Source organism: Psychrobacter sp. TWP2-1-2 (genome assembly GCF_049896785.1).
Lineage (GTDB): Bacteria > Pseudomonadota > Gammaproteobacteria > Pseudomonadales > Moraxellaceae > Psychrobacter.
In genome coordinates this window covers 390,218-416,363 of the sequence record NZ_JAFCVA010000001.1, presented here as the reverse complement: position 1 = coordinate 416,363, position 26,146 = coordinate 390,218, and the positions used below count along the sequence as shown (strand labels likewise).

The following is a 26,146-nucleotide window of genomic DNA, read 5'->3' as shown; positions in this document are numbered from 1 at the left end:
TAGGTTATACATCCGCCTTCTTTTTATTGCCAGTTAAAAGCTCTCTTTCAAGGTAATGAATATTTTGTGCTTCGTGAATAAAATTGTCATCTGCTAAAATGACATCACGATGCAGTGGGATATTGGTCTTAATACCCTCAATCACCAATTCATCGAGTGCATGCAGCGTCTTAGAGACGGCTTGCTGGCGCGTTTGACCATGGCAGATAAGCTTGCCAATCAATGAGTCATAATAGCTTGGAATCTCGTAGCCCGGGTAGAGGTGCGAGTCAAAGCGTACACCAGCACCACTGGGGGCAAATAACTGAGTGACTGTGCCAGGACAAGGCATAAAGGTCGCTGGGTCTTCAGCATTGATGCGACATTCAATGGCATGACCTTGAATCTCAATCTCGCTTTGACGATAAGACAAGCCGTAGCCGGCTGCAATTTTTAGCTGCTCGACGACCACGTCGATGCCAGTAATCATCTCAGTTACCGGATGCTCAACTTGCACACGAGTATTCATCTCAATAAAAAAGTATTCATTATTTTCAAATAAAAACTCAAAAGTACCAGCACCGCGATATTTCACCAACTCACATGCTTTGACGCAAGCATCCAAGATAGGCTGACGTACATCATCAGGGATATCAGGCGCAGGGGCTTCTTCTAATACTTTTTGGTGGCGACGTTGCAATGAACAATCTCGATCGTATAAATGAATGGCATTACCATTACCATCGCCAAGCACTTGTATCTCTACGTGGCGCGGATTTTGTAGGTAGCGTTCCATATACACGGTATCATCGCCAAACCACAGCTCAGCTTCTTGCTTAGCAGCCTGTACTTGCCCAATGACTTCTTCGAAGCGCTCAACCACGCGCATACCGCGACCGCCGCCGCCAGAAGCGGCTTTAATCAATAACGGAAAGCCGATATGGCGTGCTTGCTCTTCAGCATTATGCAACGTTACCGCGCCCACTGAACCAGGGACGGTCGGTACGCCAGCTTTTTTCATCGCATTAATAGCAGAGACTTTATTGCCCATTAATCGGATGTGGTCAGCATTAGGACCAACGAAAGTGAGACCTGCTTCTTCGACGCGTTCAGCGAATTCAGCATTTTCAGCCAAAAAACCATAACCCGGATGGATAGCGTCGGCACCAGTGATTTCAGCTGCGGTTAAAATAGTATTGATATCAAGATAGCTTTGATTGGCATTGGGTTTGCCAATACAGATTGCCTCATCAACAAAGCGCAGATGCATCAAGTTTGCATCAGCTGTGGAGTAGACACCGACGGTCTCTATGCCAAGGGCTTTGCAGGCTCGAACGATACGTAGGGCAATCTCACCTCTATTGGCGATGAGCAGTTTTTTTATCATGGGGTCATCCTTGTCGAAGCGGCGGTCATTGATAGAGTCGTTATTTTAGGCACCATTAAATCGAGCTACGATAAAGATAAAATAACTCAAGCTAAAATGCCAAATGATAACGAAATCTCTATCATAATGAGGTAAAGGTTGGTAAATAGTGTCGTTAAGCTCTATAGCGTATGACGGGTTGACCAAACTGTACCACTTCGGAGTTATCGACTAAGATTTCGTCAACGACACCACTTTGCGTTGCCTCAAGAGGATTCATAATTTTCATGGCTTCGATGATGCCCAATGTGTCACCAGCTTGCACCTTTTGTCCGACCTTTACGAATGGCGGATCATTAGGGCTAGGGGCTGAGTAATAAACACCAACCATCGGTGATGTCTCAACGCTACCCGCTTTTACCGCTGGCTTTGCTTCAGCAGTGATAGGGGCAATGCCAGCAGCAGGTGCGGCCATCATGGTCGGTGCAGGCGCATCATAGTGACGAGTTAAGCTGATATGTTCATCATCTGAGCTGATTTCTAAATTAACCAGTTCACTTTCTTCCATGAGGGCGATTAGGGTGCGTATTTTTTCAATATCCATAGTTTTAATTTTGCCTTCTACTAATTTCAAGAAATAGTGTAACTAAATATTGTGTAGGTAATTGCTAATGATACCTATATTCATGGCAATGAGCAATCGATGTACAGTTGTTAACTGAGTTTTTTTACATATTATGACGTAAGCATTTCTTACGAGTAAGAAATGCTTAATGATTTATCATAGTCTATGTGACCATGTAGCGCTAGTCATGGTTAGTAGATACTGCATTTACATCAGTATAGCTGATGCATTAACCCCACATCGCCGTCAGACGCTTTTGTTGATAGCGCAGGCGTAGGGTGAGTAGAATAGACGATAAGAATAACCCCGTGATTAATGCCATCCAAAACCCTTGTGCGCCTATATCGGTGAAGCGCACCAAATAAACACCGAGTGGCAATGCCACCAGCCAGTAACAAAACAACGTGACCCACATTGGTATCGTGGTGTCTTGCATGCCGCGCAATATACCAGCGACGTTGACTTGCCAGCCATCGAACAGCTGATAACCAAGGGCAAAAATAAGTAAATGCATAGATTGCGTGATAACGGCTGGGTTATCAGAGAATGCGGCTGCCAATTGCGGCCTAAATAGCCAAATACCAAGCATACACGTGAGCGCAATCAATACTGTCCAGATAAGACCAGTGGCTTGCACTTGACGTAACGCCATGAGGTTTTTTTCGCCAAAACGATTGGATACCATGATTGTCAGTGCCATAGCGACTGATATCGGAATCATAAACAGCTGGGAGGTTACCGCTAATGCCACTTGATGCGATGCGGTTGCTAGCTCACCTAATGGACTGATAACAAGAGCGCCCAAGCTGAACAAACTGGCTTCAAAAAAGATAGAGATACCAATCGGAATACCAAGTTTAAGGAGCTTTTTAATCTGTGCACGATTAGGACTGGCAAAGGCATAAAAGAAGCGCGTGCTGGCAAACTGCTGTCGCTTAGTAAAGCTGGTATAAGCCGCCAGTAATAAAACATTTATCCATAACACAATGGCTGTTGCGACCCCGCAGCCTGCGCCGCCCATTTCGGGCATGCCAAACAGACCGTGGATAAATATATAGTTAAGGGGAATATCGGCAAGTAGCCCGATAATACTAATCACTGTCACCGGCTCAGGTCGCCCAAGTGCTTCGCAATAACTGCGTAGCACCGCATAGACAGCCAGTGCGGGAAAACCAAACGACACGCCATGCAAATACTGCGTTGCTATCGGTTGGATGTTTTCAGGCACACCCATGACCCCAAGTACATTGGGTGCTAAATTAACGATGATAAAGCCCATAATACCAATGACACTGGCGGTCCATAAAGACTGCTGCGTGATATGCGGTACTTGATGGTGCTTATTTTGACCAATCGCCTCACCAATAAGAGGGGTGGTGGCGATTAAAATACCAGTGGCTAATAAAAACAGCGGCAGCCAAATACCAGAGCCAACGGCGACGGCTGCTAAATCAAGCGCGGAGACTTGACCTGCCATGATAGCATCGACCACACCAAGTGCTGCTTGGCAAAACTGAGTAATTAAAATAGGAAGCGCGAGCACGCCTAAGCGTAAGCTGTAGCTTTTAAAATCTCTAAAAGATAATGGGAAAACCATAGTGAGCAACTTTTTATTCTTTGCGGTAATTATGATAGATGAGCAAATATTGCCATCAACAAAACAATAGCGAGACGGTCATACCATGACCAAAAATTTGAGCAGAAAAGCAAATGAGAATGAGGACACGCCCTAAGCAAGTTTAACCAAGCCAATCCAGTTTTTTGGCTGGATGTAAAAGGGGGAGTCGTGCCGACGATAATACTCCGATAAATAATATGAGCAAGCCCATATAGACAGAGTATGCAAAAAAAGTCAGGCACAAAAATAAAAATAACCCGTCAATCCAAGCAGTGGATTGACAGGTCATAAATAAATAGAATGGTAAAGAAGCCACGCTATGATGTCAACGCTTTAAAAGCGTTGTATTGATCTTAAAAACTGACTATGAAAGGTAATCGATTCCATAAAATGTGCACTTGACGATAACCGTTCTAACTTATAGGCACATCAGCACATATTTATAGCGACTCAGGTAAATCTTGCACCACCGCTTGATAGCCAATCAAGGTATTATTGGCATCAAATGCTTGCACGACAATCACGTAATTGGTGGACATGGCTGGAATGACAGGGGCAAACTGTGTTTCAAGATTACTTAATATCACGTTCTGCACATAGCCGTTGGCACCAGACTCGGCTTTATTGACATCAATTTGGCTGACCAGTAAATACTTGGTATTGGCAGGATTTTGCCAAGTGACGGTCTTTTGACTGCCATTACCGATGATATCAAGAGTCATTTTGCCCAGACTATAATCAAGTTGGTACGTCTTAAAGTTAGAGCGATCGCTGATGGTGTAGGTGACGTTGCAATTTTTTTCGCTACTGGTTAGTTTTTTACCGCCAAGGCCATCCTGATACTCAAAGCTACCTCTCCAAGGTGATCCTGCTTCTTTTTCCTCAAAGCTCCCCGCAAAGGTGGTTAATAAGTTTGGTGTTTCTACGCCCAAATCATTGACATATTTAATGTCTAAAAACGCTAACGTATCGAGACTGCCTGTTATTTTACCCGCGATATAGTTGTCAACCTTGATGGCTGAGTTGATACCCAAAGTATTGTTTTCTTGGCAGGCTTGCTGCTGATAACTAACGCTACCATCGACGCTGCCAGCGCCATCTTTACTGATATCAAAGTAAACGGCACCGATATCGATATCGTCGCTGTCACCATCGTCAATCTCAATGAAGTGTCCGACATATAAACCGCCGCGACCGCCTTCTGGGGTTATTTTATCCAAGAAATTATCGAGTGATTCTTCTGGTAAAAATACCGACTCCAAAATCTCAGCCATGGACTTTTCATCATCGCTAAGCTTATCTTCGACTTCTTTATACTTCTCTTTGACCTTGTCTTCCACACGATCATATTCATCTTTCACCTGATCTTCTATTCGGTCATATTCCTCTTTGACCTTGTCCCCGTCACTGCCACAGGCGCTAAGGGTCAGACTGAACATGCTGACGGTTAATACAGATAATAGTAGTTTGGGTGCGCTCATAAGCGGGTCCTGATAATGGGGATAAAGGTGTGATAAAGAAGGTCGAGAAATGAATTGTTGAGCATAAATCGCAAATATAGCAAATTTTTTGCAGGCAGCGTATCAATAAGTGTTCGTTGATAACACTAAAAACCTTACTCAATCGTTGCTATCTCACCACTGGTTGCTCAGATAGTAGGTTAAGTGTTTCTGCCATATCCATAATGGTGTACCAGTGTTTGGGATCTAGTGGAATCACGGTAAGTTGCTCACAGCCTTTTCTCATTAATAATGAATCCTCAAGTGCGGGTAAAAATTTAAGGGCTGATAGTGGTAGAATATCAATAAATGCTTGCTCAAAAGTGACGTCTACCATATACCATCGTGGCTCATCTTCGGTGGCAATAGGATCGTAATGACGGTGCTCAGGATGGAACTGGCAAGGGTCAGGGTAGCCTGCTTTGCTTACCGTCATGATGCCAGCGACGCCAGACGGCTTAGCGCTAGAGTGATAAAAGAACACCTTGTCGCCGACCTGCATCTCGTCACGCATGAAGTTACGAGCGCGGTAATTGCGCACACCATCCCAACTGTCGGTCTCTAGGCGTTGCAAATCATCAATACCAAAAAACTTGGGGTTGGACTTCATTAACCAATAAGCCATATCTTTATCCTATTTATCATTATCAGCCATTCATTATTTGCAATATCACTGTATGCAATGTCATTTTATGCCATCATTCTTCACTATTTTGCCTATAAAAGTACAGGGTTAACATGCATGTTTGTGATTGGTTTTGTTATTGATCGGCTTTTCTTTAAGATAGCCTTTTTTTTAATCACATTAGCCGTTATCCTAGCGCTACTTTCTGCTAGTGACAGCAGTCATCCATTTATGTAACCTTTTTTATAGATACCTTCGTTTATGTCAAATATTAAATCTGACCATTTTTCTGATAATCTCAGCATCTCTAATAAGACTGCGAGTGGGATACAGGTAAGCGCCATTCCACTGGCGCTTTATATTCATATCCCGTGGTGTGTCAAAAAATGCCCTTATTGTGATTTTAATTCGCATGAGCTGCCGATGGATATGCAGCTATCTATGTATGACGAATATGTGGATGCGCTGCTGTCAGATGCCGCCATGCAGCAGTCGTTAACCCAAGCGCGTGAAATCAGTTCGATTTTTATCGGTGGTGGTACGCCTTCACTGCTACCCATTGTGCAATACCAGCGATTGTTTACTGGCTTACGCAACATTTTTAAGTTTGCTGATGGCATTGAAGTGACGATGGAAGCCAATCCGGGCACGCTTGAGCATGCGCCTTTTGCCCAATATTTAGAGGTGGGTATCAATCGTTTGTCGATAGGTGTACAAAGCTTTGCTGCTGATAAGCTCAAGACCCTTGGTCGCATACATGACCCTGCACAAGCATTGTCAGCGATTCGTGCGGCTCGCGAGGCTGGGTTTGAGCGAGTCAATGTCGATTTGATGCATGGGTTACCGCAGCAAACGATGAATGAGGCGCTGAACGATATCCAGATGGCGCATGATGCTGGGGCGACGCATATTTCTTGGTATCAATTAACGATTGAGCCCAATACTGTATTTTACCGTAGCCAGCCGATTTTGCCAGATGAGGATAACTTGGCAGATATTGAGCAGGCAGGTCAAGCGTTGTTGCAGCAGTTGGGCTACCGCAATTACGAAGTATCCGCGTGGGCAAGCGCGTCAGATAAAGCATGCCGTCACAATGTTAATTACTGGCAATTTGGTGACTACCTAGCGATTGGTGCGGGTGCACATGGCAAAGTAACGATTGCTCATGAAGCATTAGCATTAACAGAGAATGGCTTAAAGAATGACTTGCTAGCAGACTCTGGTATTTATCGTTTTAGTAAGTCACGACTGCCTAAGGATTATGTGGATTATCAAGATATCACTGACTCTTCTATTAAACAAAGCGCACCACAAATGGTGGGTTGGCAGGAAATTGATAGTGAGGAGTTGGTGAGTGAGTTTATGCTGAATGCGCTACGTCTACATGACGGCGTCGCTTGGTCGATGTTTACCGCAAGGACAGGGCTGAGTTACGATGATATTGCTGTACAAGTGGCGCAATTGATTACTCAGGGATTGCTAGTAGACAATACTGAGCGGCTACAGCCAACGCTATTGGGTCAACGTTATCTCAATCAGATATTGCGAGCTTTCTTATAATTAGAGATGTTTACTGTTCTTTAATGTCAGTCTTTACTATCGAAAAATAAAGTCATAAAAAAAGGCTTATCACATAAATGATAAGCCTTTCAAATACGCAAAAAAATCAATACTTAGATTTTATTTTGTACGTCTTGTGCGCCGCCAGTAACAGCTTCGCCAGCGCTTGATACGTCTTGGCCCAAACCTTTAAAAGTGTTGCAACCAGTTAGAACAAACATAGCAGTTAAAGATGCGATGATTAATTTTTTCATAATAGAATCCTCAAAAATGGGTCGTTATAAATAATAACAGTGATGCTAAGCATTAGGCTTGAGCCTCACTGAGGGGTTATTGGATAAGATAATAATTGATAAATACTATCTCGATATCCGTTAGAGACATCATAGTGAAAGTTAAAAACTGTGCAAAGTATCAAAATGTAATTATTAGCAGTAAACTGTAACTTTTAATTACCTTTTGCTCAGAAATTCAAATAACCATCATTTTAGTAGAGTCTGTCCACATTATCTTGGATCGACGATAATACGCAGATTTGACGACTTAAGGAGTCGATATGACCACTCATATTGTGTTGGTAGCGCCAAAAATGCCTAGTAACACGGGCAATATTATCCGCTTATGTGCCAACACGGGCGCGCAGCTACATTTGGTCAGGCCATTAGGGTTTGAGCTTGATGATAAAAAGCTACGGCGTGCAGGTTTGGATTATCATGAATACGCGCACCTACAAGTACATGATGATTGGGCAGCAGCAAAACTGGCGCTACAGGCAGCGGATTGTCATATTGTCACAGCATTGACCACCAAACTGAGCAAGCCCTTTTATGACTATGACTTTGGTGGGCAACAGGTGGCTGCCGAATCTGCTCGTGCTCTGATGCCTGAGCAGATACCTAATGTCGCCTTAGTATTTGGCTCTGAAACAGCAGGTCTGGCAGATGATATACGTGAAGATATCGGCGCTGATCACTGGTTGCGCTTGCCTATGCTGGCTGATTCACGCAGTTTGAACTTATCGAATAGTGTGGCGATATGTCTGTATGAGGTCTGGCGTCAGCAAGGCTTCACTGGTGATGAAGGTCGTAGTATCGGGTATGAGACGTTGACAGTGTACGATCCAAAATAGCCATGCATTTTTTACTGATTGCAGGCGATGATCCAACATTTAGGTATTCATCGCCATTCATAACACCTTATCAATCATATATGCCATATATCTTATAAGCAGTTGGGTGGTTTGGGCAGACCGGCAAGGCGATTGACATGGCGGGCAACCAAGCCAGTGTTGAATAACTGCTGTAGTTTCTGATTGCTGATATCATGCTCTGGCAAGGTTTTCTGTAACCATTTAATCAGTGGGCGCGTGGCTGGTGCGTGATTAAACTGAGTAAAAAATGCTCGTACCTGCTGTAAAATTTGTAAATGCTCAGTTTCTAGATGCACCTCTAGAGTATTGGCCAATTTCTGAGCGATATCAGGGGTCCAGATGTTATGGTCACATAAATGACCGTCTTGATCTAATTCAACGTTGATTGCCGCTGTTATATCATGATTGGTTATATCGTGATTGATCGTATTATCGTTATTCATAGGGCGATGGTCACTACTTTGTCAAACCCCGCATTATTAGCACTCGTATTACTAGCATTGGTATTACTAACACTAGTACTCTGAGTTAGATTGACCCATTCTTCATCCGTTAACAGCCCACTCAACTTGGTCTCTAGATTGAGCTTCGCGCTGGTATTGGTACTTAGCTGCGCCACATCCTCGGCTAAGGCATAAATATTTGCGATGCCTTGTATTTCACTGTCACTCAAATACGCATCAAGCCAACTGATAAAAGCCACGGTGCTACCAAGCAAGAGAATACTGTCACCAGTGCGCCATGTACGTGACATCTCATCGACACTGCGCCTGAGCGTATCCATTGTGCTGTGTATTTGATATAAAGTTGCCATAACAGTGTCCGATTCGTTGCTAGATTTAGGATAAGGCGTGTTCTCATTTTTATCTCTATTTTTAAAATGAGGACACGCCCTAGTATTTAAAGTATTACAAATAAAATTGCGAGGCTAAAAGCGTAGTATTTGCTCAAAGTCTGAAGCGTTCACCACTTCAGGTATCAATGTCAATTGTGAAGCCAAATCAATAGGCAGCATACCCGTGACCCACCCGCTAAAGACATCGTCAGGTAGCCAAGCGGCTGGCATGTCATATAGCTCAAGCGACTGAATCATGCCATGCAAACGCGACGCAGGCTGCATCAACAAGCCAAAAACAGGCGCATCCAAATACAGCTGTACTTCATGACCAAAGGTTGCTAGCGTTAATGCAAGCGCACAGCCTTCATAACTTGCCATTTCAGTCGGCGTGAGCAGCTGAATTAATAATTTCATGGTTAATTCCTAATCTAATTGGTCGCTGACAATTATTATCATAAAATGTAATCTGTCTGCACGGCAAGTCATCAAAATTGCATCAAACGACAGTCGCCTTGCATCATCATCGCCAGCTCACTCAGTCCGACCAGTGCAAAGCCGGTGGCAAGGTTGTCACCATTAAGTTGATGGCGTTTGCTGTTATCCGTGTCGCTAATGCCGCGACTGAGTGCAGTACTGACACAGACAGGCAGCGCTAACTGGAACTGCTCAGCGAGCGTTTGCCACTCTTTGGTCAAATTAATTTGATCCGCCGACTGCCAGCGTAAACCATTGGCAGTATGAGCTGCATCGCCATAAAAAAACACGTTTAAGGTGACACTATCATTGGTATCTTTATTATTGGCAGCATTTTTCAGATAAGCGCGTGCATAACGTAGCGCTAAATGGGCAAGTGGGTGGCTAGGATCAGCAGTAATCAGAAGCAATGGGGTCATGGTTGTCATAAGAGCTCTTTTCAATCATCTGCGCTAAAGTTGTTTATGCTACCATAAAGCGCTCAAAAGCAAATAGGGTCACTGTCATTAAACGTAGTTTTATATTAAATACTGACATATTGAGTATCGTTAGTTGATGCTGTGACTGCTTCGTAAGAAAAAACGATAAACTTATGCGCTAAGTTCACGTAGTCTTATCTCTCTATGCAAGGAGTTATGTTCCCTATGTCACCCGCTATGCCTTCACGTGCGACCCATGGTACAGATTGTCAGTATACAACCGAACAGCTGCGAATATTGCAGACAGCAAGCGAGTTCGCTTATCAAATTTGGGAGAGTCGAACGGTTTCATGCCAAACGTTTTTACGTAGCTACCCGTTAGATCGAACCTTAACTCGGCAGCAAATCGATGATTTGATTCAAGATTATACGTTAGATGATAATTACCAACTTGCTGATGAAGTGAAGGTGATGAGTGGCCTGCGTCATCTACGTACACTGCTGATGATGCGCTGGATTTGGCAAGATGCCTTACAACTGATAGCACTTGAGCAATTGACCGACGAGCTGTCTGAGTTTGCAGATGGCTGTATCTCATTTGCCAAAGATTATACCTACCAGCATTTGATTAAACAGTACGGCGAACCAACGTTTGTCAATGCCAAAGGTAACGTGCAAATTGATGACATGGCGATTATGGCGATGGGTAAGCTTGGCGCTCATGAGCTGAATCTATCGAGTGATATAGACCTTATCTTTGTTCATCAGGCTCGCGGTGTAACCAGCGGTGATAAATCAAAAGGCACGCGCAGCATAGATAATAAGCGGTTTATGACAAGGCTTGGTCAAGGTATTATTAAATTATTGGATCAAAAGACGGCTGATGGCTTTGTCTTTCGGGTCGATATGCGTCTGCGCCCTTGGGGTGACGGTAGTGATTTGGCCATTCATTTATCCGCATTGCAGAAGTACTTCTCTCAACATGGACGTGCATGGGAGCGCTTTGCATGGTTAAAAGCACGAGTAGTCGGGCAGCTAGAACAGCCGTTTTATGATGAGATACAAGCGCTCATCAAGCCCTTTGTTTTCCGTTATTACGTGGATTATAGTGCTTTTTCAGCGCTCAGGGAGATGAAATCCCTTATCCAAAACCAAGTCGCTCAGCGGGAGGATTTGGATAACATCAAGCTGGGTGCTGGTGGTATCAGAGACATTGAATTTATTGTGCAGGCCTTTCAGTTGATCTATGGTGGCAGGCATCCTCAATTGCAGGTGAAATCTTGTTTACAAGCAATGCAGGTATTACATAAGCTTGAGTATCTAGAGAGGACTACTTATCAAGAGCTCCAAGCTGCGTATCGTTTTTTGCGTCGCCTTGAACATGCCATTCAAGCGATTAATGATCAACAGACTCAGCGTTTGCCACATGATCCGCAGTGGCAGTATAACTTGGCAGTTACCCTTGGGTTTGACGATTGGAACGCACTGTTAGATACCCTTAACCACCACCGAGACAATGTCAATGTTCCCTTTGAGCGTATGGTGACCGAACGTCAGGTACCGGATCATGAAGACACAGATCTTGAGCCCGAACATCTTGATGAACAGATTGCACGATTGAATGATGTGTTAACGGCAGAAAACCGAGTGCTATTACAAGATTTTTGGCAGTCAAAGATGGTCGCTAACTTAAGCGATGAGGCTCGCGAGCGGTTGGATGACGCTTATCCTGTGATTATCCATGCGTTACTCGCTCATCAAGAGCAGCAGCAATTGGCCAATACCGCTTTGCCGCGTCTCATTACATTGCTCGAAGCGATTTGTCGTCGTTCTATCTATTTGGTGATGATTGCAGAAAATCCCAATGCGACGATTGAGCTGATACCCATGCTATCGGCCAGTCCTTGGATTGCCAAAGAGTTGGCACATTATCCTGTGCTTTTAGATACTTTTTTACAGCAGCGCTATCGCCACTTGCCGGACAAGCCAGAGTTGCGCGATATTTTGCGTCAACAGCTATTGCGCGTAGAGCCTAATGACGAAGAAGAGCTGCTCAGCGTATTAAGACTATTTAAGAAGAACCAAGTATTGGCGGTTGCCGCTAGTGATGTATTGGCTGAGCGTCCGATTATGAAGGTGTCGGATTCTCTTACGTATATCGCAGCGGTGGTACTAGAAGCCGCATTAGAACGGGCTTTTGCAGAAATTGTCAAACGCTACGGCTATCCTATTGGTCAAGATGGCGATCCAGTGACCGAGGCAGACTGCGGTTTTGCCATCATTGGTTATGGCAAGCTTGGCGGGCTAGAGCTGTCGTATTCTTCAGATTTGGATTTGGTGTTTTTGCATAAGATAAAAGAGCAGAGTATGACTACGGGTGAAAAATCAGTCAGCGGTATGAAGTTTGCTGCCCGTTTGGTACAAAAGCTGATGAACTATCTCAATACCCAAACTCGAGATGGCCGCGCTTATGAGATTGATATGCGTCTGCGCCCCTCAGGTAATGCTGGCATGATGGTGGTGTCTTGTCATGCTTTTGAAACCTATCAGCTAGAAAAGGCATGGTCGTGGGAGCATCAAGCCTTGGTACGGGCGCGAGCGATTTGCGGTGACAAACGAGTGACGGCACGCTTTTGTGATATTCGCCGAGACGTATTATCATTACCACGCACGATAGAGCAGGTGCGTACAGAAGTCACCAGTATGCGTATTAAGATGCAAAAACATCTGGGCACCAGTCAATGGCAACAACAAGCAGGTAAGTTTCATCTTAAACAAGATGCAGGCGGGATCATCGACATTGAGTTCTTAGCGCAATTTGCAGTATTGGCTTATTCGCATGAGCATCCAAGCCTGACCAAATGGAGCGACAACGTTCGTATTTTTGAAGAAGTGGCATCACTGGGTATTTGGGAGGAGCAAGTCTGCCAAGATTTGACGGATGCCTACCTCAGAATTCGTGCTGCTACTCATCAATTGGCACTATCAGAGCAATCGCTATTGGTGGATGAGTCACTGTGGAAAGAAACACGAGCATTAGTACAAGCGCAATGGCAACATTTGATGGGTGTTAATTTGGCAGATGACGATTCGCCCAATTCTTAAGAAGGTTTTTGCTTATAAATAATAGCCTGTGATACTCAAACTAAAAGATTTCATTTGCTAGCACCGCCAGTGATATAATCGGCGACACATTACGATAAAGCTGTCAGTTGTTGGTTATTTCTGAGTAAGGATAACACTATATTTTAGCAATAAAATTTGACGCTGCGGTGTTATCATATGATGTTGATAAATAAGATTAAACAAAACCTCTAGTCGAAGCATTTATACGTGCGTCGACTATACCTAAAAAAATAGCCGTTAGTGCTAACATAAGGATTATAAAATGAATATGGCAACACAAGATGGTAAGCTTTGGATGAATGGCACAATGATTGAGCAGCCAGATGCCAAAGTCCATGTGCTGACGCATAGCTTGCATTATGGCATGGCGGTGTTTGAAGGTGTGCGCGCGTACCAAACTGCGGATAATCGTACGGCTATTTTTCGCCTAAAAGAGCATACCGAGCGTCTGTTAGGCTCTGCAAAAATCTTTCAAATGAATGTACCGTTTGATGCAGCGACTCTGGAGCAAGCGCACAAAGATGTGGTCAAACAAAACAACTTGGCAGAAGCCTATATTCGTCCGCTCATTTGGGTCGGTGCTGAAAAGCTTGGTTTATCGTCACGTGATAACAGCATCAATGCAATGGTTGCTGCTTGGCATTGGGGCGCTTATCTGGGTGAAGAGGGTATCAAAAACGGTATCCGTGTAAAAACCTCGTCATTTACTCATCATATGACCAATGTGACCATGTGTAAGGCAAAAGCCTCGAGCAACTATCCAGTGTCCATCATGGCAAACCAAGAAGTCACTCGTAATGGCTATGACGAAGCTATCTTGATGGATCCACAGGGTTACGTCTGCCAAGGTGCTGGCGAAAACTTATTCTTAGTCAAAGACGGTGTGCTGCATACGCCAGATTTAGCGGGCGGTGCACTTGACGGAATCACGCGTCGTACTATTATTCAATTTGCCGATGATCTAGGTATCAAAGTCGTTGAGCGCCGTATCACTCGTGATGAGTTTTATTTGGCAGATGAGATATTCATGACGGGTACGGCGGCTGAAGTGACGCCTATCCGTGAATATGATGATCGTACTATCGGTAATGGTGGACGTGGACCTTTGACTGAGCAGCTACAAACCTTATACTTTGATGTGGTGCATGGTCGCAATGAGCAGTATATGGATTGGTTAAGTTTTATTGATTAAGACTAATTCATGAGATAGTAGACTTTAATAAAAGACCCAAAACAACGTAGTTGTCTTGGGTCTTCTGCTGTATTTATAAATTGGTTGCGAATAAATAAAGATCACATTGATAACTATCATGGTCATAATTCTAATGCTTAGTAGAATAATAGCTAATTTTGGATTTTATTTTTTTTCAATCTTTCGAACATTATGGCTATTAATCGTTTTGCTCATTGCCCTAAAAGGAATGAATAATTTTTCACCAATGCCATCAACCAATACAAACTCAGGAATACCTTGTCTGTGCTCGGTATACATAATGCCAGCAATATTAACTTCACCCAATACCACATGCAATTCACAACACTCATCAAAAAACTTATTTAACGCCTGTGCATGTGTGTCATTAAAAAGATTGGTATTAGAAAGCTCGTAAAGTGTCATGGTTGAGCCGCTAGGGTCTATGACCTTTTCCGTCACTAGGCCCAACCCTTTATCCGTTGCGATAAAGCCATATACGGTTTCCATTGGAAACGTAAATCGTTGCTGACCATAGTTGTTCTTACAAAGCTGTAAATATTGCAATATCTCTCTGCGAAACTGTTTGTATATGCCCTGAGAATGATGACCGCGCAAGTAATGCTGACCCTTTCTACCACCATTATATGTCGCATGCTCAGGCTTCATTATTTTGATAATCTTATCAGTATCAGATGGGTGCTCATATATATACTTCTGAGTGCCTGCATCTATTCTTTTTAGATTTTGAATTAAAATCATAATACATCTCAGTTAGTCATATAAAAAATTCAATGAATAGTCTAAGCAAAAGAAAAAGGTAATTTATATTATAGTGACAGTCCGCATTAGTAATAAAGCTGTATTTAAGTGTTTTTTAATAAGTATTCATAGTACGAATCAGGTCTGACTTGTTTAACATAAGACATTTTATGGATACCAGCTTGTGAGACTATGTTTTGATAATCGGCTTCAGCATAAGGGTTATGCAAAGTAGCAACTAGTAAATGAGGTTTAGTATCATCGATGATAGGGCATTGATACTGTGCAAGTTTGCCCTTAATGAGCGTGTCAAATAAGATTTGAAAGAAAAAATAATGAGGAATATATTCTTGCGTTTTCCAAAAGTTTAACATTAAATCCAAACACGTATGAATGACCGGATTTTTTTTGTGAGAAAAGATAACGCTATTCAGCAAGTTTACCTTGTGCTTACTATCCCAGTTAAAATAGTAGCTATTAAATTTATGCCATTGTTGTTTATTATGTGCGTCTGTGGTGCGCTGGTACATAAAAAAACCATTATCCTTTAACATATTAGGCAAAGGTTCGGTGAGATAGATAGTTGCATCTAACCAAACGCCGCCATAAACATCAAGTAATGCTAAGCGTAATAAATCTGCAAAAAATGCTGGTTTAAATCCTGAGAATGTTTTTTTATCCCAAACAAATTTAGGTATATCTAGATATTCATGAATATTACTGTCATCTAGCCGGATTATTTTATAGTCTGGACAGTGTTTGTCTATCGATTTGAAATATAATTTAACTGCTGCAGGCAACTGATTTTCATTAATGCCTTGACCCCAATACTGCCAAATTATTTTTTCATCATAAAATTCTTTTTTTGGCTGTAATGAAAAATATTCTAGCTTGTCACTGTAATATAGCTCAATAAAAGATGTCCAACACGTGGCTACTTGGTTTTGTTGCTCAAGATTGGCCTCTTTTTCGAACGCTTTGCGTTTGCTGTGTGGGGTGATTAAGTTATATAGATAACGATAAGGCTTTTTCTTTTTCTTTTTAAGCTGTTTATGGCTCTCACTATCAGAAAAAAAGTGAGGCGATATATTGCTTGAATCGAGTGTTGAGCTTTCTTCGACGTTTGCCATTTTTCTGTTCCCAGTCAGATTTTGTAATTTTGTCATTTGTTTCAGCTCTTAAATAAGCATGTCCGCCAAATCGATAATGTGTTTTATCCGAAAACATTATTTTTGAGCTTTTTTTCCAGTATTCGTGCTCTCCACGTGTGAAATAGGGTGGTAGAACTTTAATGTCTGTACGATCTAATGCAAATTTGTTCAATTGACTTTCATCATGCCATAGTGCAATAACGTTATTTTTTAAATCTAATTCTGTGTTTTGGTTGAGATTTTCGCACATCTGTAAATATGCATGAGATTTCCCACCATTCAACGCACCTGTGAAATAATATTTTCCTTTATGATAGGGAATATATGCTTGTGATTGAGGGTTACGATCATAAGTGTAGGCACGTTTATTGAGATGAAACATATGAGGCTGAACGCCAAGACTCAGCTCCTCATGGTGATCGAGAGGCAACAACTCATCTTCAGTGATATCAGAAAGAAACTCTGTATTGGCATTAAAGTAGAATATGAAGTCATATTTTTCAATAATAGACTTTGCCCCTAAAAAGAATTTAAAGCGCATCAATGTGCTATAAGGCCATCCTAAAGCCTCCTGTTTGATCATTGTGACATTCGGATAGTCAGTCTGCCTGCTGATTAATGCTAGGTTATCAGTAAATAAAACATAGTGTTTGTTACTATTGGGAAGTAAGTGTTTTTCAGCAGAGCAATAGAAGTAATCCCAAAAAACGGTATATCGACCAGTGGCAATATATAATATGGCTACAGATGGTTTGTTATCTTCCGTCATTACTTTCCCATTCCAAAATTATTATCATAATAAAATATTTAACGATAAAAAATACTATTTAAAAACTACTTCTGTCGCAAATATGGATTTCTTAAGTTTCATCGCAACCCTGTTAATTTCGCGCTTCGCTTTAAACATAGCAGGTTTTTTCTCTGACTTCATACGACCTTGACGATCTGTAATTAGGGCGCTTGGAAGCGAGGGATTGCCTTTATTTAACAGCATTTCTTGAATGCATAGAGCAGGGGTCATTTGATAGACGGGTTCAGCGTCATGTTTGATAAAATCGTCAAACATTAACTCATCAAGCGGTCGCAGTTTGTTTTTTGAGATATAGTCCAAATATACTTGCGCACCGCGCAACGACAAAATATAACCGGCGGTACCTAAATTTTTCCCCTTTAATTGGGCAATGCGCCGCCTACTTGAGACAATCTCAGAGGAGTTGGAGGACAAAAAAACTTTTTCGGAAAAGGCTTCTGTTTTAATAATATGCCAGTCAGGTTTTATCCAACTCGTGGTGGTTAATAGCGTTTCTGCATCTTCACCTAAATATATATCGTCTTCAAAAATGGCTAAATACGGTATATTTTGATCAATCATTTGTTGCCAAACGGAAGCATGACTCATAAAACATGCCAATTCGCCACCAGTCAAAGCGATGTTTTCTAAATTAATGGGCAAATTTTGAGCATAAGCATGAGCCAAATCTGGAGTTAACGCATCAAAGAACTCAAAATCTACTTTATGTTTGCCAAACTCTTCGTGTATATGCTTTCTGCGCTCTGCCGCAGATTCTAAACTTATTACGATATTTTTCATAAAATATAAACTACTTATTTAGGTATAAGTTGGCAACAGCTGTGGTTTTATTTTGCCACATTCTTTTCTGTTTTTTTATATTATAGGACAAGTCTCGATTTTCTTTGTCTTTGCGTTTTATGTTTTGCGAAGCCTCGGTTCCTAAGATATCGCTGTCAAGTCCCAAGGGCTTCACCAATGCAGGCCAAACCCCCAAACCTTTCCCATTGTCACTCAGCCATTGTTGGAAGAATATATCAACGGGCATAGAGATGGGTTTGGCGGCTGCTATAAATGCTTCAGCACCCTTACGTGACCAAATGAGGCCAAGACCACGAATAGGGAAATAATAGGCGTGCCATAATGTATGTTTATCGAAGCTAACGATATCCCGAGCAAGCTTTTTCTTTTTTGCTGCAAGATTTATCAAGTACCAGTCCAACGTTGGATGAGCATATAAAAACGCTAGGGTTTCATTGACGATTGTCTTGAAGCTGGTAGACAAGGTCATATCATCTTCTAGTACAACCAAAAAGTCAGCATCCGTCTGCAAAAATTGTTCAGCGCAGTTGTAATGACTTAGATAGCAGCCGATTTCGGAGCTTAATAAGCCACGTCCTAGATTTTTTCTGGCTTGAAAATCATCATAATCTACAAAATCAGACAGCTCTTTGCCGCGACCATCATAGGCAGGTATCCTTTCAAATGGCCAGTCTATCTGCTCTAACTGCTGAGTTGCGCTCTCTAGACGCGTATCGCTTCCATCTAAATTAATCAAATATGTCAATGTCTTCATAGGTTGACTCTTCCTTGCTATATCTATTCTACGACTTATCGAGTTTTATGCTTGCTGTGATTCTGTTGGTTCTTCTAAATAATAGGCTCTGTACCAATTTACAAATTTTAAGATGCCATCTTCGATACTGGTTTCGGGTCTAAAGCCAATGTCGGCTGTTAGCTCGTCTATGTCGGCATAAGTCGCTGGGACGTCACCTGGCTGCATGGGCAACAAGTTTTCTTTTGCTTTTTTACCGCATGCACTTTCAATTGCGGTAATAAAGCGGCGCAGCGTTACGGGTTGGTTATTACCGATATTATAGATTTGGTAAGGCGCTATCGCTGTGGTCGCAAAAGATTGTTGTGGTTCTGGAATTTTATCAATAATACGAGTGATGCCTTCGACAATATCATCAATGTAGGTGAAATCACGTTGCATCTCACCATTGTTATAGACATCTATCTGCTCGCCTACCAGTATTTTTTTGGTGAATGAAAAGTACGCCATATCAGGGCGACCATAAGGGCCATAGACCGTAAAAAAGCGTAACCCTGTCGTGGGGATATTGTATAAATGACTATAAGTATGTGCCATTAATTCGTTAGATTTTTTGGTCGCAGCATATAAGCTAATGGGATAATCTACACGATCTCCAGTGCTAAAAGGCTGCTTGATATTCATACCGTATACAGAGCTAGAGCTGGCGTATACCAAATGTTTTACCTGAGTCTGTCGACAGCCTTCAAGCACGTTCAGAAATCCTACTACATTGGAATCAATGTATTCATGTGGCTTTTCGATAGAATAGCGCACGCCCGCTTGTGCGCCGAGATTAATCACGATATCAAAGCCATGTTCAGCGAATAAACTGGCCATTGCTTCTCGGTCAGCCAGATCTAAGGTGATAAAACTAAAAGTATCTTCGTTTGATTGTTCGTTTAGGATTTTGAGACGGTCTTTTTTTAATGCGACCTCATAATACGAGTTTAGGTTGTCAATACCGACAATAAAGCAATCTTTGCCCAGCAATGCTTTAATTAAATGAAAGCCAATAAAACCTGCAGCACCAGTCACTAAAATTTTCATTAATCGTTCCCAAATAAATCTCTAGTAAACACTTTATGCGACACATCTTGGATGTCTGCAGATAAGCGGTTCGCCACGATAATATCGCTCATGGCTTTGAATGCGTCCAAATCCTTAATGACTTTTGAGTTAAAAAATTCCTCTTCTTTTAACACGGGTTCATAGACAACCACTTCGATACCTTTTGCTTTGATACGCTTCATAATGCCTTGAATAGCAGACGCTCTGAAATTGTCCGAACCGCTTTTCATGACTAGTCGATGGATACCGACGACCTTTGGTTGTTTTTCAATGATTTTATCAGCAATAAAATCTTTACGAGTGCTATTAGAATCAACGATGGCTCTGATAAGGTTGCTCGGGACGTCATCATAATTTGCCAATAGCTGTTTGGTGTCTTTAGGCAAGCAATAGCCACCATAGCCAAACGATGGATTGTTGTAATGATTGCCGATACGCGGGTCTAATCCTACGCCTTCAATAATTTGCTTGGTATCTAACCCAAAAGTCTGGGCATACGTATCCAGCTCATTAAAATAGGCAACACGCATTGCTAGATAGGTATTGGAAAATAATTTAATAGCTTCCGCTTCAGTAGATTCAGTAAATAGCTGAGGAACGTCTTTCTTTATTGCACCTTCCAAGAGCAAATCTGCAAATTGTCTCGCACGTTCCGACTGCTCACCGACGATAATTCTCGAAGGGTAAAGATTGTCATATAGCGCTTTGCCTTCACGTAAAAATTCAGGTGAAAAAATGATGTTATCTGTCAAAAATCGTTTTCTAATGTCATTGGTATAGCCGACAGGCACTGTTGATTTTATAACGATTAGCGCATTTTTATTAACGCTCAGCACCTCTTCAATGACGCTTTCAACACTTTGGGTATTAAAATAGTTGGTCTTTGAGTCGTAATCCGTAGGGGTGGCAACAATAATAAAATCTGCGTCTTTGTAAGCTGCTTTGGCATCTAAAGTGGCTGTGAAATCGATGGGTTTGTTGAGTAAAAAATCTTCAATATCTGGATCTTCAATAGGAGATTGTTTGGCATTCAACATCTCGACTCTTTCTGCTATGACATCGACAGCGATTACTTTATTGTGCTGGGCAAGTAACATAGCATTGGATAAGCCGACATAGCCTGTACCTACTACTGTTATTTTCATAAAAATTCCAAGGTTATATTTTTATTATTATAAGATTGATTTTATTTAGTGAGATTTAGCAATAACGGTGATGGCAGATGCTGGGAAAACTTCTGAATCATCGCCTCGGTAATATTGTTACGGGAGTCAGGGTCAAGCAAGTCTAAGCTTTGTATACACCCATATTTGATAGATTGTTTTTGCAAACCTATTAAAAAATCCTCAACACCGTTTTCATTTTTTAGATAGTTGATTGCTACGGGCGGCTTGAGACAAGCTTTTCCTTGTTGAATCTTTAGGTGATTCATTAGGGTAATAGGATTTACCTGAGCCACATCTCTAAACTTATATTGAATTTGCTCAATCAATAGCTGAGGGTTATGCAAAAGATAGTTTTTTAAAATATTCTTATCGACAATATGGGGGTAGTGGTGCACTTCAAAAAACTGCTTCATCCCCAAGATTTTAGCGCTGAGCATTTGGGCAATCGTATGTTTGGGTTGAACTTTTTTGCCCGATAATTTTTGTAGAGATTTTCGATATTGGAGTTTAGCTTGTAGAAGGGTGTTTTTTCGCCAATGACCATGAATGATAATCGTGTCGTCATCTAAAAAATCTGTAATAACAGCAGGTTGGTTGAAGAAAAAGTCATCATTCATGTATATAAAATAATCAGACAGATCTGAGATATTCCATAGCATGCTTTCAATAGACCGCGTGTTAAAAGTAGGCAAAAACTGCTCATAGCCCGCAAAGAGGTCTTTATGATCGATGATACGTATCTTGTCTTTTGCACAAATATCTTGTTCAACAAACGCTTCAATCAGTGCCGGTTGCTGTTGGTCGGTGACGATATAGATATGTCGACAGAAAGGTACGTATTTTATGATGGAGGCAATATTGTAATATATTTCATCGTTACTGGCGAAACGTGTTGAGCTGATAGCATCAGATGCCGCGCTGGTTGTTTTTTGATAACGCGCTCTTTTTTGTTTAAGCAGTGGCTCATCACCATCTACCCAAGCAATTACAATATCTATTTGCTTTTCATCATCTGCTTTCATGGTATTTCCTATGGGTTTATCGCCAATAATCTTTTAGCCAAGGGCTTGGCTTAACATGACGATACCATTTACCGCCGCTACCATTGATGGCATCTGGCGGATTAATCTCACCATGAAAGATGACAATCTTTGCACCATCTGGCAGAGTAGGTGCGCGCACAAAGTTAAAGGGAATAGGGGCGATGCATTGGTACTTGAAGCTGACACACCATGTTTTATCCCAATACTCTAAATGATGATGCTCACGTAAATAGTTAGACAGATAAGCCTGCTCATGGCGCACTTGGGTACGAATGGTGGCAAAGTTACGCTCAAAGTTTGCGAGCAAATCAGGGTAGGTGTTCATGCCAATATTGAAACGATAAACAGAGCTATTACCAATCATTCGCCACGGTTTTTTCCAATCACGGATAATCACCACGCTGTCTTTGTGCTGAGCTTGATAGGTAAAAAAGGCATCTATGTTATCAACAATAACAATGTCGATATCTAAAAATAAAGCCACACCCTTGAGACCATATAGTTCAGGTTTGAAAGTCGTGAGTTTTTTCCAACCACGCTCAGGCCCAGCAGGCAAATCCATCTCTGGAATAGGATGGCAAGTCACAGCAGGGTCGATACCGCTACTATCATCAGTGAGGCAGATCATTTGGAAGCCTAAGGTCAAATGGCGACTGACCATATTATAAAGACGGTTGACGTACTCAGCGCCGTATTTGTCACCCCATTTCATACAGATAACATAACGCTGCTCAGCAGTGCTGCTGCGTGCGTGCGTGTGGTCTGTCGATGAGGTATTGGTTACGTCAGTTGCCATAATGCACTCATATTAATATAAATAAAAAATATTTAGGGCGTGTTCTCATTTTTAACATGGTGATAAAAATGAGATAAATTGCCGTCAAATGAAAAAATAGCGCAGACAATATTGAGCTATTGACTGACTATTTGACGCTGTTTGGCAAAATTTAGCCATCTTTAATCCATTTATAGGACGATCGATTGAAATGAGAACACGCCTTAGTAACGTTTAAAGGTACAAAAGTCAGCCAATACTATCACAGCTAGGATTCACGATATCTCTAAACGTTTGGCTAATTGTAAGGTCATTGTTCATTATTCATTGCCGGCGCGTGTGGTTGTATCATGAACGTTTTGATCAGCCCGCTTGTTGTCAAGAATGAATTTGGCTAAAGTTTCTTCATCAACGTTGTAAGGATTCCCTAATGTGGGAATGTGTTTGAAACGTCGATAGCCCCACATATAGTGACTGCATTTTTCTTCAATCATCTGTTGCATGGCTTGGTTAAGTGCATAAGCGGCGGTCTCGGCATGACGATCATAAAGTGCTGGATCATCTAGCTTATAACAATAGATGTCAAATCCACGACCATCGTCACGGCGAATACAAGATAAGCCGACCAACGCACATCTGGTTTTACTAGCAAGTTTAGAAGCAAGCGTACTGGTTAGCGTTTTAATACCAAAAAAGGGCACAACCACGCCGCCCGAAGGGTCGGGAACATGATCGGGTAAGACGATACTAAAGCCACCTTGTTTGAGTGTTTTAAATATGGCCTTGACACCGCTACCATCGGTTGGCACTAAGGTTGCATTAAGCCTTGAACGCCCTTGTAGCACAAAGTTGTTGGTGATGTCACCTTTAACAGGTTTGTACATAATGGTTGGGGAACCAAATTGATTGAGCCAAGCGTTCATCATCTCCCATGTACCGAGATGCGGCACGATAGCGAGCATGCCGTTGGCACTCGCAAGTCCTTCTAATAAAATGTCTTTATCATGAACGTCGCGAATCTGAGCGATACTCCACTCAGGTGGCATGGCCCAGCTTTTGATCGATTCAATACTGGTCAAACACTGGTGATAAATAATCTCTTTGGTTAATACTTGTTTTTGCACATCAGTCAGCTTAGGCGCAATTAACGCCATATTGATACTGACTGTACGCATGATACTTACACTGGGTATCTTGATAATTACCCACGCAACAAAACGTGCCAGTATCTGCAAGACAGACAATGGCACGATTTTAAAAATATGATACGGATTCATAACCATTCACACAGTGATGAATCACGTAATAAGTACTGAAAAAAATATCCGAACATCGTTAGACCATTTATTGCGCAGGTTTGTTGGTGTCAGCCTGTGCTTTTTCGCGCACACGGATACCAAGATCACGTAGCTGCTTGCTATCGACTTCAGCAGGTGCTTGAGTTAGTGGGCATTCAGCAGTTTTAGTTTTTGGGAAAGCGATAACATCACGGATAGAGTCAGCGCCTACCATAAGCATAATCAGACGATCCAAACCAAAGGCCAAGCCACCATGCGGCGGCGCACCGAATCTTAATGCATCAAGCAAGAAACCAAACTTGTCTTCAGCTTCTTGCTCGCCGATACCTAACGCTTCAAGTACCGCTTGCTGCATATCAAAGGTATTGATACGTAAGCTACCACCGCCAACCTCTGTACCGTTCAATACCATATCATAAGCGATAGAGAGGGCAGATTCTGGATTGTTTTTCAATTCATCAACAGAACCTTTAGGTTTAGTAAACGGGTGATGCATTGACGTCCAACGACCATCGTCCGTTTGCTCAAACATTGGGAAATCGGTGACCCAAAGTGGTGCCCACTGACAAGTAGTCATTTCAAGGTCTAGACCAATTTTTTGACGTAGTGCGCCGATTGCGTCATTGACGACACTGGCTTTATCCGCACCAAAGAAAATAATATCGTTGCTTTCTGCACCAGTACGCTCAATCAAGCTTACCAATACGTCATCGGTCATATTTTTGATGATAGGAGACTGAAGACCAGATTCTTGGTCAACGCCGTTGTTAATGTTGCTCGCATCATTGACTTTGATATAAGCCAAACCACGTGCACCATAAATGCTAACGAATTTGGTATAAGCATCGATTTGCTTACGGCTTAATGACGCGCCGCCCGGGATTCGTAGGGCAGCAACGCGACCTTTAGGATCGTTAGCAGGACCGGCAAATACTTTAAAATCAACGTCTTTCATTAAATCAGCAACGTCGATGAGTTTTAATGGAATACGTAAGTCAGGCTTGTCTGAGGCATAGTCACGCATTGCTTCAGCGTAAGTCATGCGTGGGAATTGCTCAAACTCAACATCCATCATGGTTTTAAATAGATGCTTGATAAGCCCTTCGTTGATATTCATAATTTCTTCTTCGTTTAAGAAAGAAGTTTCAATATCCACTTGGGTAAATTCAGGCTGACGGTCAGCACGTAAGTCTTCGTCACGGAAACATTTAGCGATTTGATAATAACGATCAAAACCTGACACCATCAGCAACTGTTTGAATAACTGTGGTGATTGTGGCAAGGCGAAAAAGTTACCTGGGCGTGTGCGTGATGGCACAAGATAATCGCGCGCGCCTTCTGGTGTCGCACGAGTCAAGATAGGGGTCTCAACGTCTAAGAAACCATGGTCATCTAAGTAACGACGAATCGCTGACGTGGCTTTAGCACGGAAAACCATACGCTCTTGCATTTGCGGACGGCGCATATCAAGGTAGCGGTATTTTAAACGCAAGTCTTCTGATACCGTGGTTTTTTCATCATTTAATGGGAAAGGCGGTGTTTCAGATTTCGCCAATACTTCAATTTCTTTGCCCAGCAGCTCAATCTGACCACTGGTCATATTATTGTTTTCAGTACCCGCGTAGCGTTGACGTACGCGACCAGTGATTTTTAGCACATATTCAGGACGTACCGCATCAGCAGTAGCAAAGGCTTCTGGGGTATCAGGGTCAACGACGACCTGCAAGATACCAGCGCGGTCACGCATGTCTAAAAAAATCACGCCACCGTGATCGCGACGACGATGTACCCAGCCTACGATACTAATGGTTTGATCGATGAAGCTTTCGGTTACGGCTCCGCAATATTCGTCTCGATATTCGCTATGCGTCATAGTGCTTTGCGTCATAATATAATTATCCAGTTGTCAGCCCAATTCGAAATACAATAATGCAGCCATTGCTGTACGGTTCAAGCTATCCGCTAAAAACGCACAAACACCGCGATTAAGACAAATGGTCATCACGTTGGCTACAGAAAATTTGG

The 26,146-nt window shown here is 42.2% G+C and carries 25 protein-coding genes; 4 read left to right on the top strand and 21 right to left on the bottom strand.

Annotation, left to right across the window (positions count from 1 at the left end):
* Positions 1–4: 4 nt before the first annotated feature.
* The 5 genes from accC to ACP7AE_RS01675 form a co-directional block, all read right to left on the bottom strand.
* Positions 5–1,366 (bottom strand): acetyl-CoA carboxylase biotin carboxylase subunit, encoded by a 1,362-nt coding sequence (accC, locus tag ACP7AE_RS01695; protein WP_060490945.1) that lies wholly within the window; start codon positions 1,364–1,366, stop codon positions 5–7.
* 154 nt (positions 1,367–1,520) lie between these two features.
* Positions 1,521–1,949, bottom strand: coding sequence for an acetyl-CoA carboxylase biotin carboxyl carrier protein (gene accB / locus ACP7AE_RS01690; protein ID WP_045447773.1), 429 nt, complete (start codon positions 1,947–1,949; stop codon positions 1,521–1,523).
* Between the two features lie 250 nt (positions 1,950–2,199).
* A complete protein-coding gene (locus ACP7AE_RS01685; RefSeq protein WP_193009166.1) occupies positions 2,200–3,567 on the bottom strand; it encodes an MATE family efflux transporter in 1,368 nt (455 codons plus the stop codon).
* Between the two features lie 461 nt (positions 3,568–4,028).
* On the bottom strand, positions 4,029–5,069 hold the full coding sequence (locus ACP7AE_RS01680) for a hypothetical protein (protein ID WP_426241132.1): 1,041 nt from the start codon (positions 5,067–5,069) through the stop codon (positions 4,029–4,031).
* Positions 5,070–5,217: 148 nt separating this feature from the next.
* A complete protein-coding gene (locus ACP7AE_RS01675; protein ID WP_426241131.1) occupies positions 5,218–5,712 on the bottom strand; it encodes an EVE domain-containing protein in 495 nt (164 codons plus the stop codon).
* A 261-nt stretch (positions 5,713–5,973) separates the two neighbouring features.
* On the opposite strand from ACP7AE_RS01675, the gene hemW reads away from it, so the two are divergent.
* Positions 5,974–7,272 (top strand): radical SAM family heme chaperone HemW, encoded by a 1,299-nt coding sequence (hemW, locus tag ACP7AE_RS01670; protein ID WP_426241130.1) that lies wholly within the window; start codon positions 5,974–5,976, stop codon positions 7,270–7,272.
* Positions 7,273–7,385: 113 nt separating this feature from the next.
* Here hemW and ACP7AE_RS01665 read toward each other — a convergent pair whose 3' ends face one another.
* Positions 7,386–7,526, bottom strand: a complete 141-nt coding sequence (locus ACP7AE_RS01665) for an entericidin A/B family lipoprotein (protein ID WP_045447789.1) — start codon at positions 7,524–7,526, stop codon at positions 7,386–7,388.
* Positions 7,527–7,828: 302 nt separating this feature from the next.
* On the opposite strand from ACP7AE_RS01665, the gene ACP7AE_RS01660 reads away from it, so the two are divergent.
* Positions 7,829–8,401: a tRNA (cytidine(34)-2'-O)-methyltransferase gene (locus ACP7AE_RS01660; protein WP_426241129.1), complete on the top strand. Its 573-nt coding sequence runs from the start codon at positions 7,829–7,831 to the stop codon at positions 8,399–8,401.
* Positions 8,402–8,493: 92 nt separating this feature from the next.
* On the opposite strand, the gene ACP7AE_RS01655 is transcribed toward ACP7AE_RS01660, so the two are convergent.
* The 4 genes from ACP7AE_RS01655 to tusD all read right to left on the bottom strand — a co-directional run bounded on the left by ACP7AE_RS01655 (position 8,494) and on the right by tusD (position 10,162).
* A complete protein-coding gene (locus ACP7AE_RS01655; RefSeq protein ID WP_426241128.1) occupies positions 8,494–8,865 on the bottom strand; it encodes a TusE/DsrC/DsvC family sulfur relay protein in 372 nt (123 codons plus the stop codon).
* On the bottom strand, positions 8,862–9,236 hold the full coding sequence (locus tag ACP7AE_RS01650) for a hypothetical protein (RefSeq protein ID WP_426241127.1): 375 nt from the start codon (positions 9,234–9,236) through the stop codon (positions 8,862–8,864). Before ACP7AE_RS01650 ends, ACP7AE_RS01655 begins: the two co-directional genes overlap by 4 nt.
* Positions 9,237–9,350: 114 nt before the next feature.
* On the bottom strand, positions 9,351–9,674 hold the full coding sequence (locus ACP7AE_RS01645; RefSeq protein ID WP_045454966.1) for a hypothetical protein: 324 nt from the start codon (positions 9,672–9,674) through the stop codon (positions 9,351–9,353).
* 71 nt (positions 9,675–9,745) lie between these two features.
* Positions 9,746–10,162 (bottom strand): sulfurtransferase complex subunit TusD, encoded by a 417-nt coding sequence (gene tusD, locus ACP7AE_RS01640; protein ID WP_426241126.1) that lies wholly within the window; start codon positions 10,160–10,162, stop codon positions 9,746–9,748.
* Positions 10,163–10,378: 216 nt separating this feature from the next.
* Here tusD and glnE point away from each other — a divergent pair, with 216 nt between their 5' ends.
* Positions 10,379–13,258 (top strand): bifunctional [glutamate--ammonia ligase]-adenylyl-L-tyrosine phosphorylase/[glutamate--ammonia-ligase] adenylyltransferase, encoded by a 2,880-nt coding sequence (glnE, locus tag ACP7AE_RS01635; RefSeq protein WP_426241125.1) that lies wholly within the window; start codon positions 10,379–10,381, stop codon positions 13,256–13,258.
* Between the two features lie 283 nt (positions 13,259–13,541).
* Entirely contained in the window at positions 13,542–14,471 is a 930-nt protein-coding gene (locus ACP7AE_RS01630; RefSeq protein WP_055124135.1) for a branched-chain amino acid transaminase, read from the top strand.
* 165 nt (positions 14,472–14,636) lie between these two features.
* On the opposite strand, the gene ACP7AE_RS01625 is transcribed toward ACP7AE_RS01630, so the two are convergent.
* The 11 genes from ACP7AE_RS01625 to aspS all read right to left on the bottom strand — a co-directional run bounded on the left by ACP7AE_RS01625 (position 14,637) and on the right by aspS (position 25,994).
* Entirely contained in the window at positions 14,637–15,233 is a 597-nt protein-coding gene (locus ACP7AE_RS01625) for a YrbL family protein (RefSeq protein WP_426241124.1), read from the bottom strand.
* Positions 15,234–15,337: 104 nt separating this feature from the next.
* Positions 15,338–16,363 carry a capsular polysaccharide synthesis protein gene (locus ACP7AE_RS01620; protein ID WP_201539266.1) on the bottom strand — a complete coding sequence of 342 codons (1,026 nt, stop codon included), beginning with the start codon at positions 16,361–16,363 and terminating at the stop codon, positions 15,338–15,340.
* Positions 16,299–17,153, bottom strand: coding sequence for a glycosyltransferase (locus ACP7AE_RS01615; protein ID WP_426241123.1), 855 nt, complete (start codon positions 17,151–17,153; stop codon positions 16,299–16,301). Before ACP7AE_RS01615 ends, ACP7AE_RS01620 begins: the two co-directional genes overlap by 65 nt.
* A 54-nt stretch (positions 17,154–17,207) precedes the next feature.
* Positions 17,208–17,975: a glycosyltransferase family 25 protein gene (locus ACP7AE_RS01610; protein ID WP_426241122.1), complete on the bottom strand. Its 768-nt coding sequence runs from the start codon at positions 17,973–17,975 to the stop codon at positions 17,208–17,210.
* A 10-nt stretch (positions 17,976–17,985) separates the two neighbouring features.
* Positions 17,986–18,750 (bottom strand): glycosyltransferase family 25 protein, encoded by a 765-nt coding sequence (locus ACP7AE_RS01605; RefSeq protein WP_201539257.1) that lies wholly within the window; start codon positions 18,748–18,750, stop codon positions 17,986–17,988.
* A gap of 45 nt (positions 18,751–18,795) precedes the next feature.
* A complete protein-coding gene (locus ACP7AE_RS01600; RefSeq protein WP_426241121.1) occupies positions 18,796–19,818 on the bottom strand; it encodes an NAD-dependent epimerase in 1,023 nt (340 codons plus the stop codon).
* On the bottom strand, positions 19,818–20,984 hold the full coding sequence (locus ACP7AE_RS01595) for a nucleotide sugar dehydrogenase (protein ID WP_426241120.1): 1,167 nt from the start codon (positions 20,982–20,984) through the stop codon (positions 19,818–19,820). Before ACP7AE_RS01595 ends, ACP7AE_RS01600 begins: the two co-directional genes overlap by 1 nt.
* A 41-nt stretch (positions 20,985–21,025) precedes the next feature.
* Complete coding sequence (locus ACP7AE_RS01590; RefSeq protein WP_426241119.1) at positions 21,026–22,027, bottom strand: capsular polysaccharide biosynthesis protein; 1,002 nt, start codon at positions 22,025–22,027, stop codon at positions 21,026–21,028.
* A 16-nt stretch (positions 22,028–22,043) separates the two neighbouring features.
* Positions 22,044–22,760, bottom strand: a complete 717-nt coding sequence (locus ACP7AE_RS01585) for a glycosyltransferase (protein ID WP_426241172.1) — start codon at positions 22,758–22,760, stop codon at positions 22,044–22,046.
* A 383-nt stretch (positions 22,761–23,143) separates the two neighbouring features.
* A complete protein-coding gene (locus tag ACP7AE_RS01580) occupies positions 23,144–24,100 on the bottom strand; it encodes a lysophospholipid acyltransferase family protein (protein ID WP_201539240.1) in 957 nt (318 codons plus the stop codon).
* Between the two features lie 67 nt (positions 24,101–24,167).
* On the bottom strand, positions 24,168–25,994 hold the full coding sequence (aspS, locus tag ACP7AE_RS01575) for an aspartate--tRNA ligase (RefSeq protein ID WP_198330333.1): 1,827 nt from the start codon (positions 25,992–25,994) through the stop codon (positions 24,168–24,170).
* Positions 25,995–26,146: the final 152 nt, after the last annotated feature.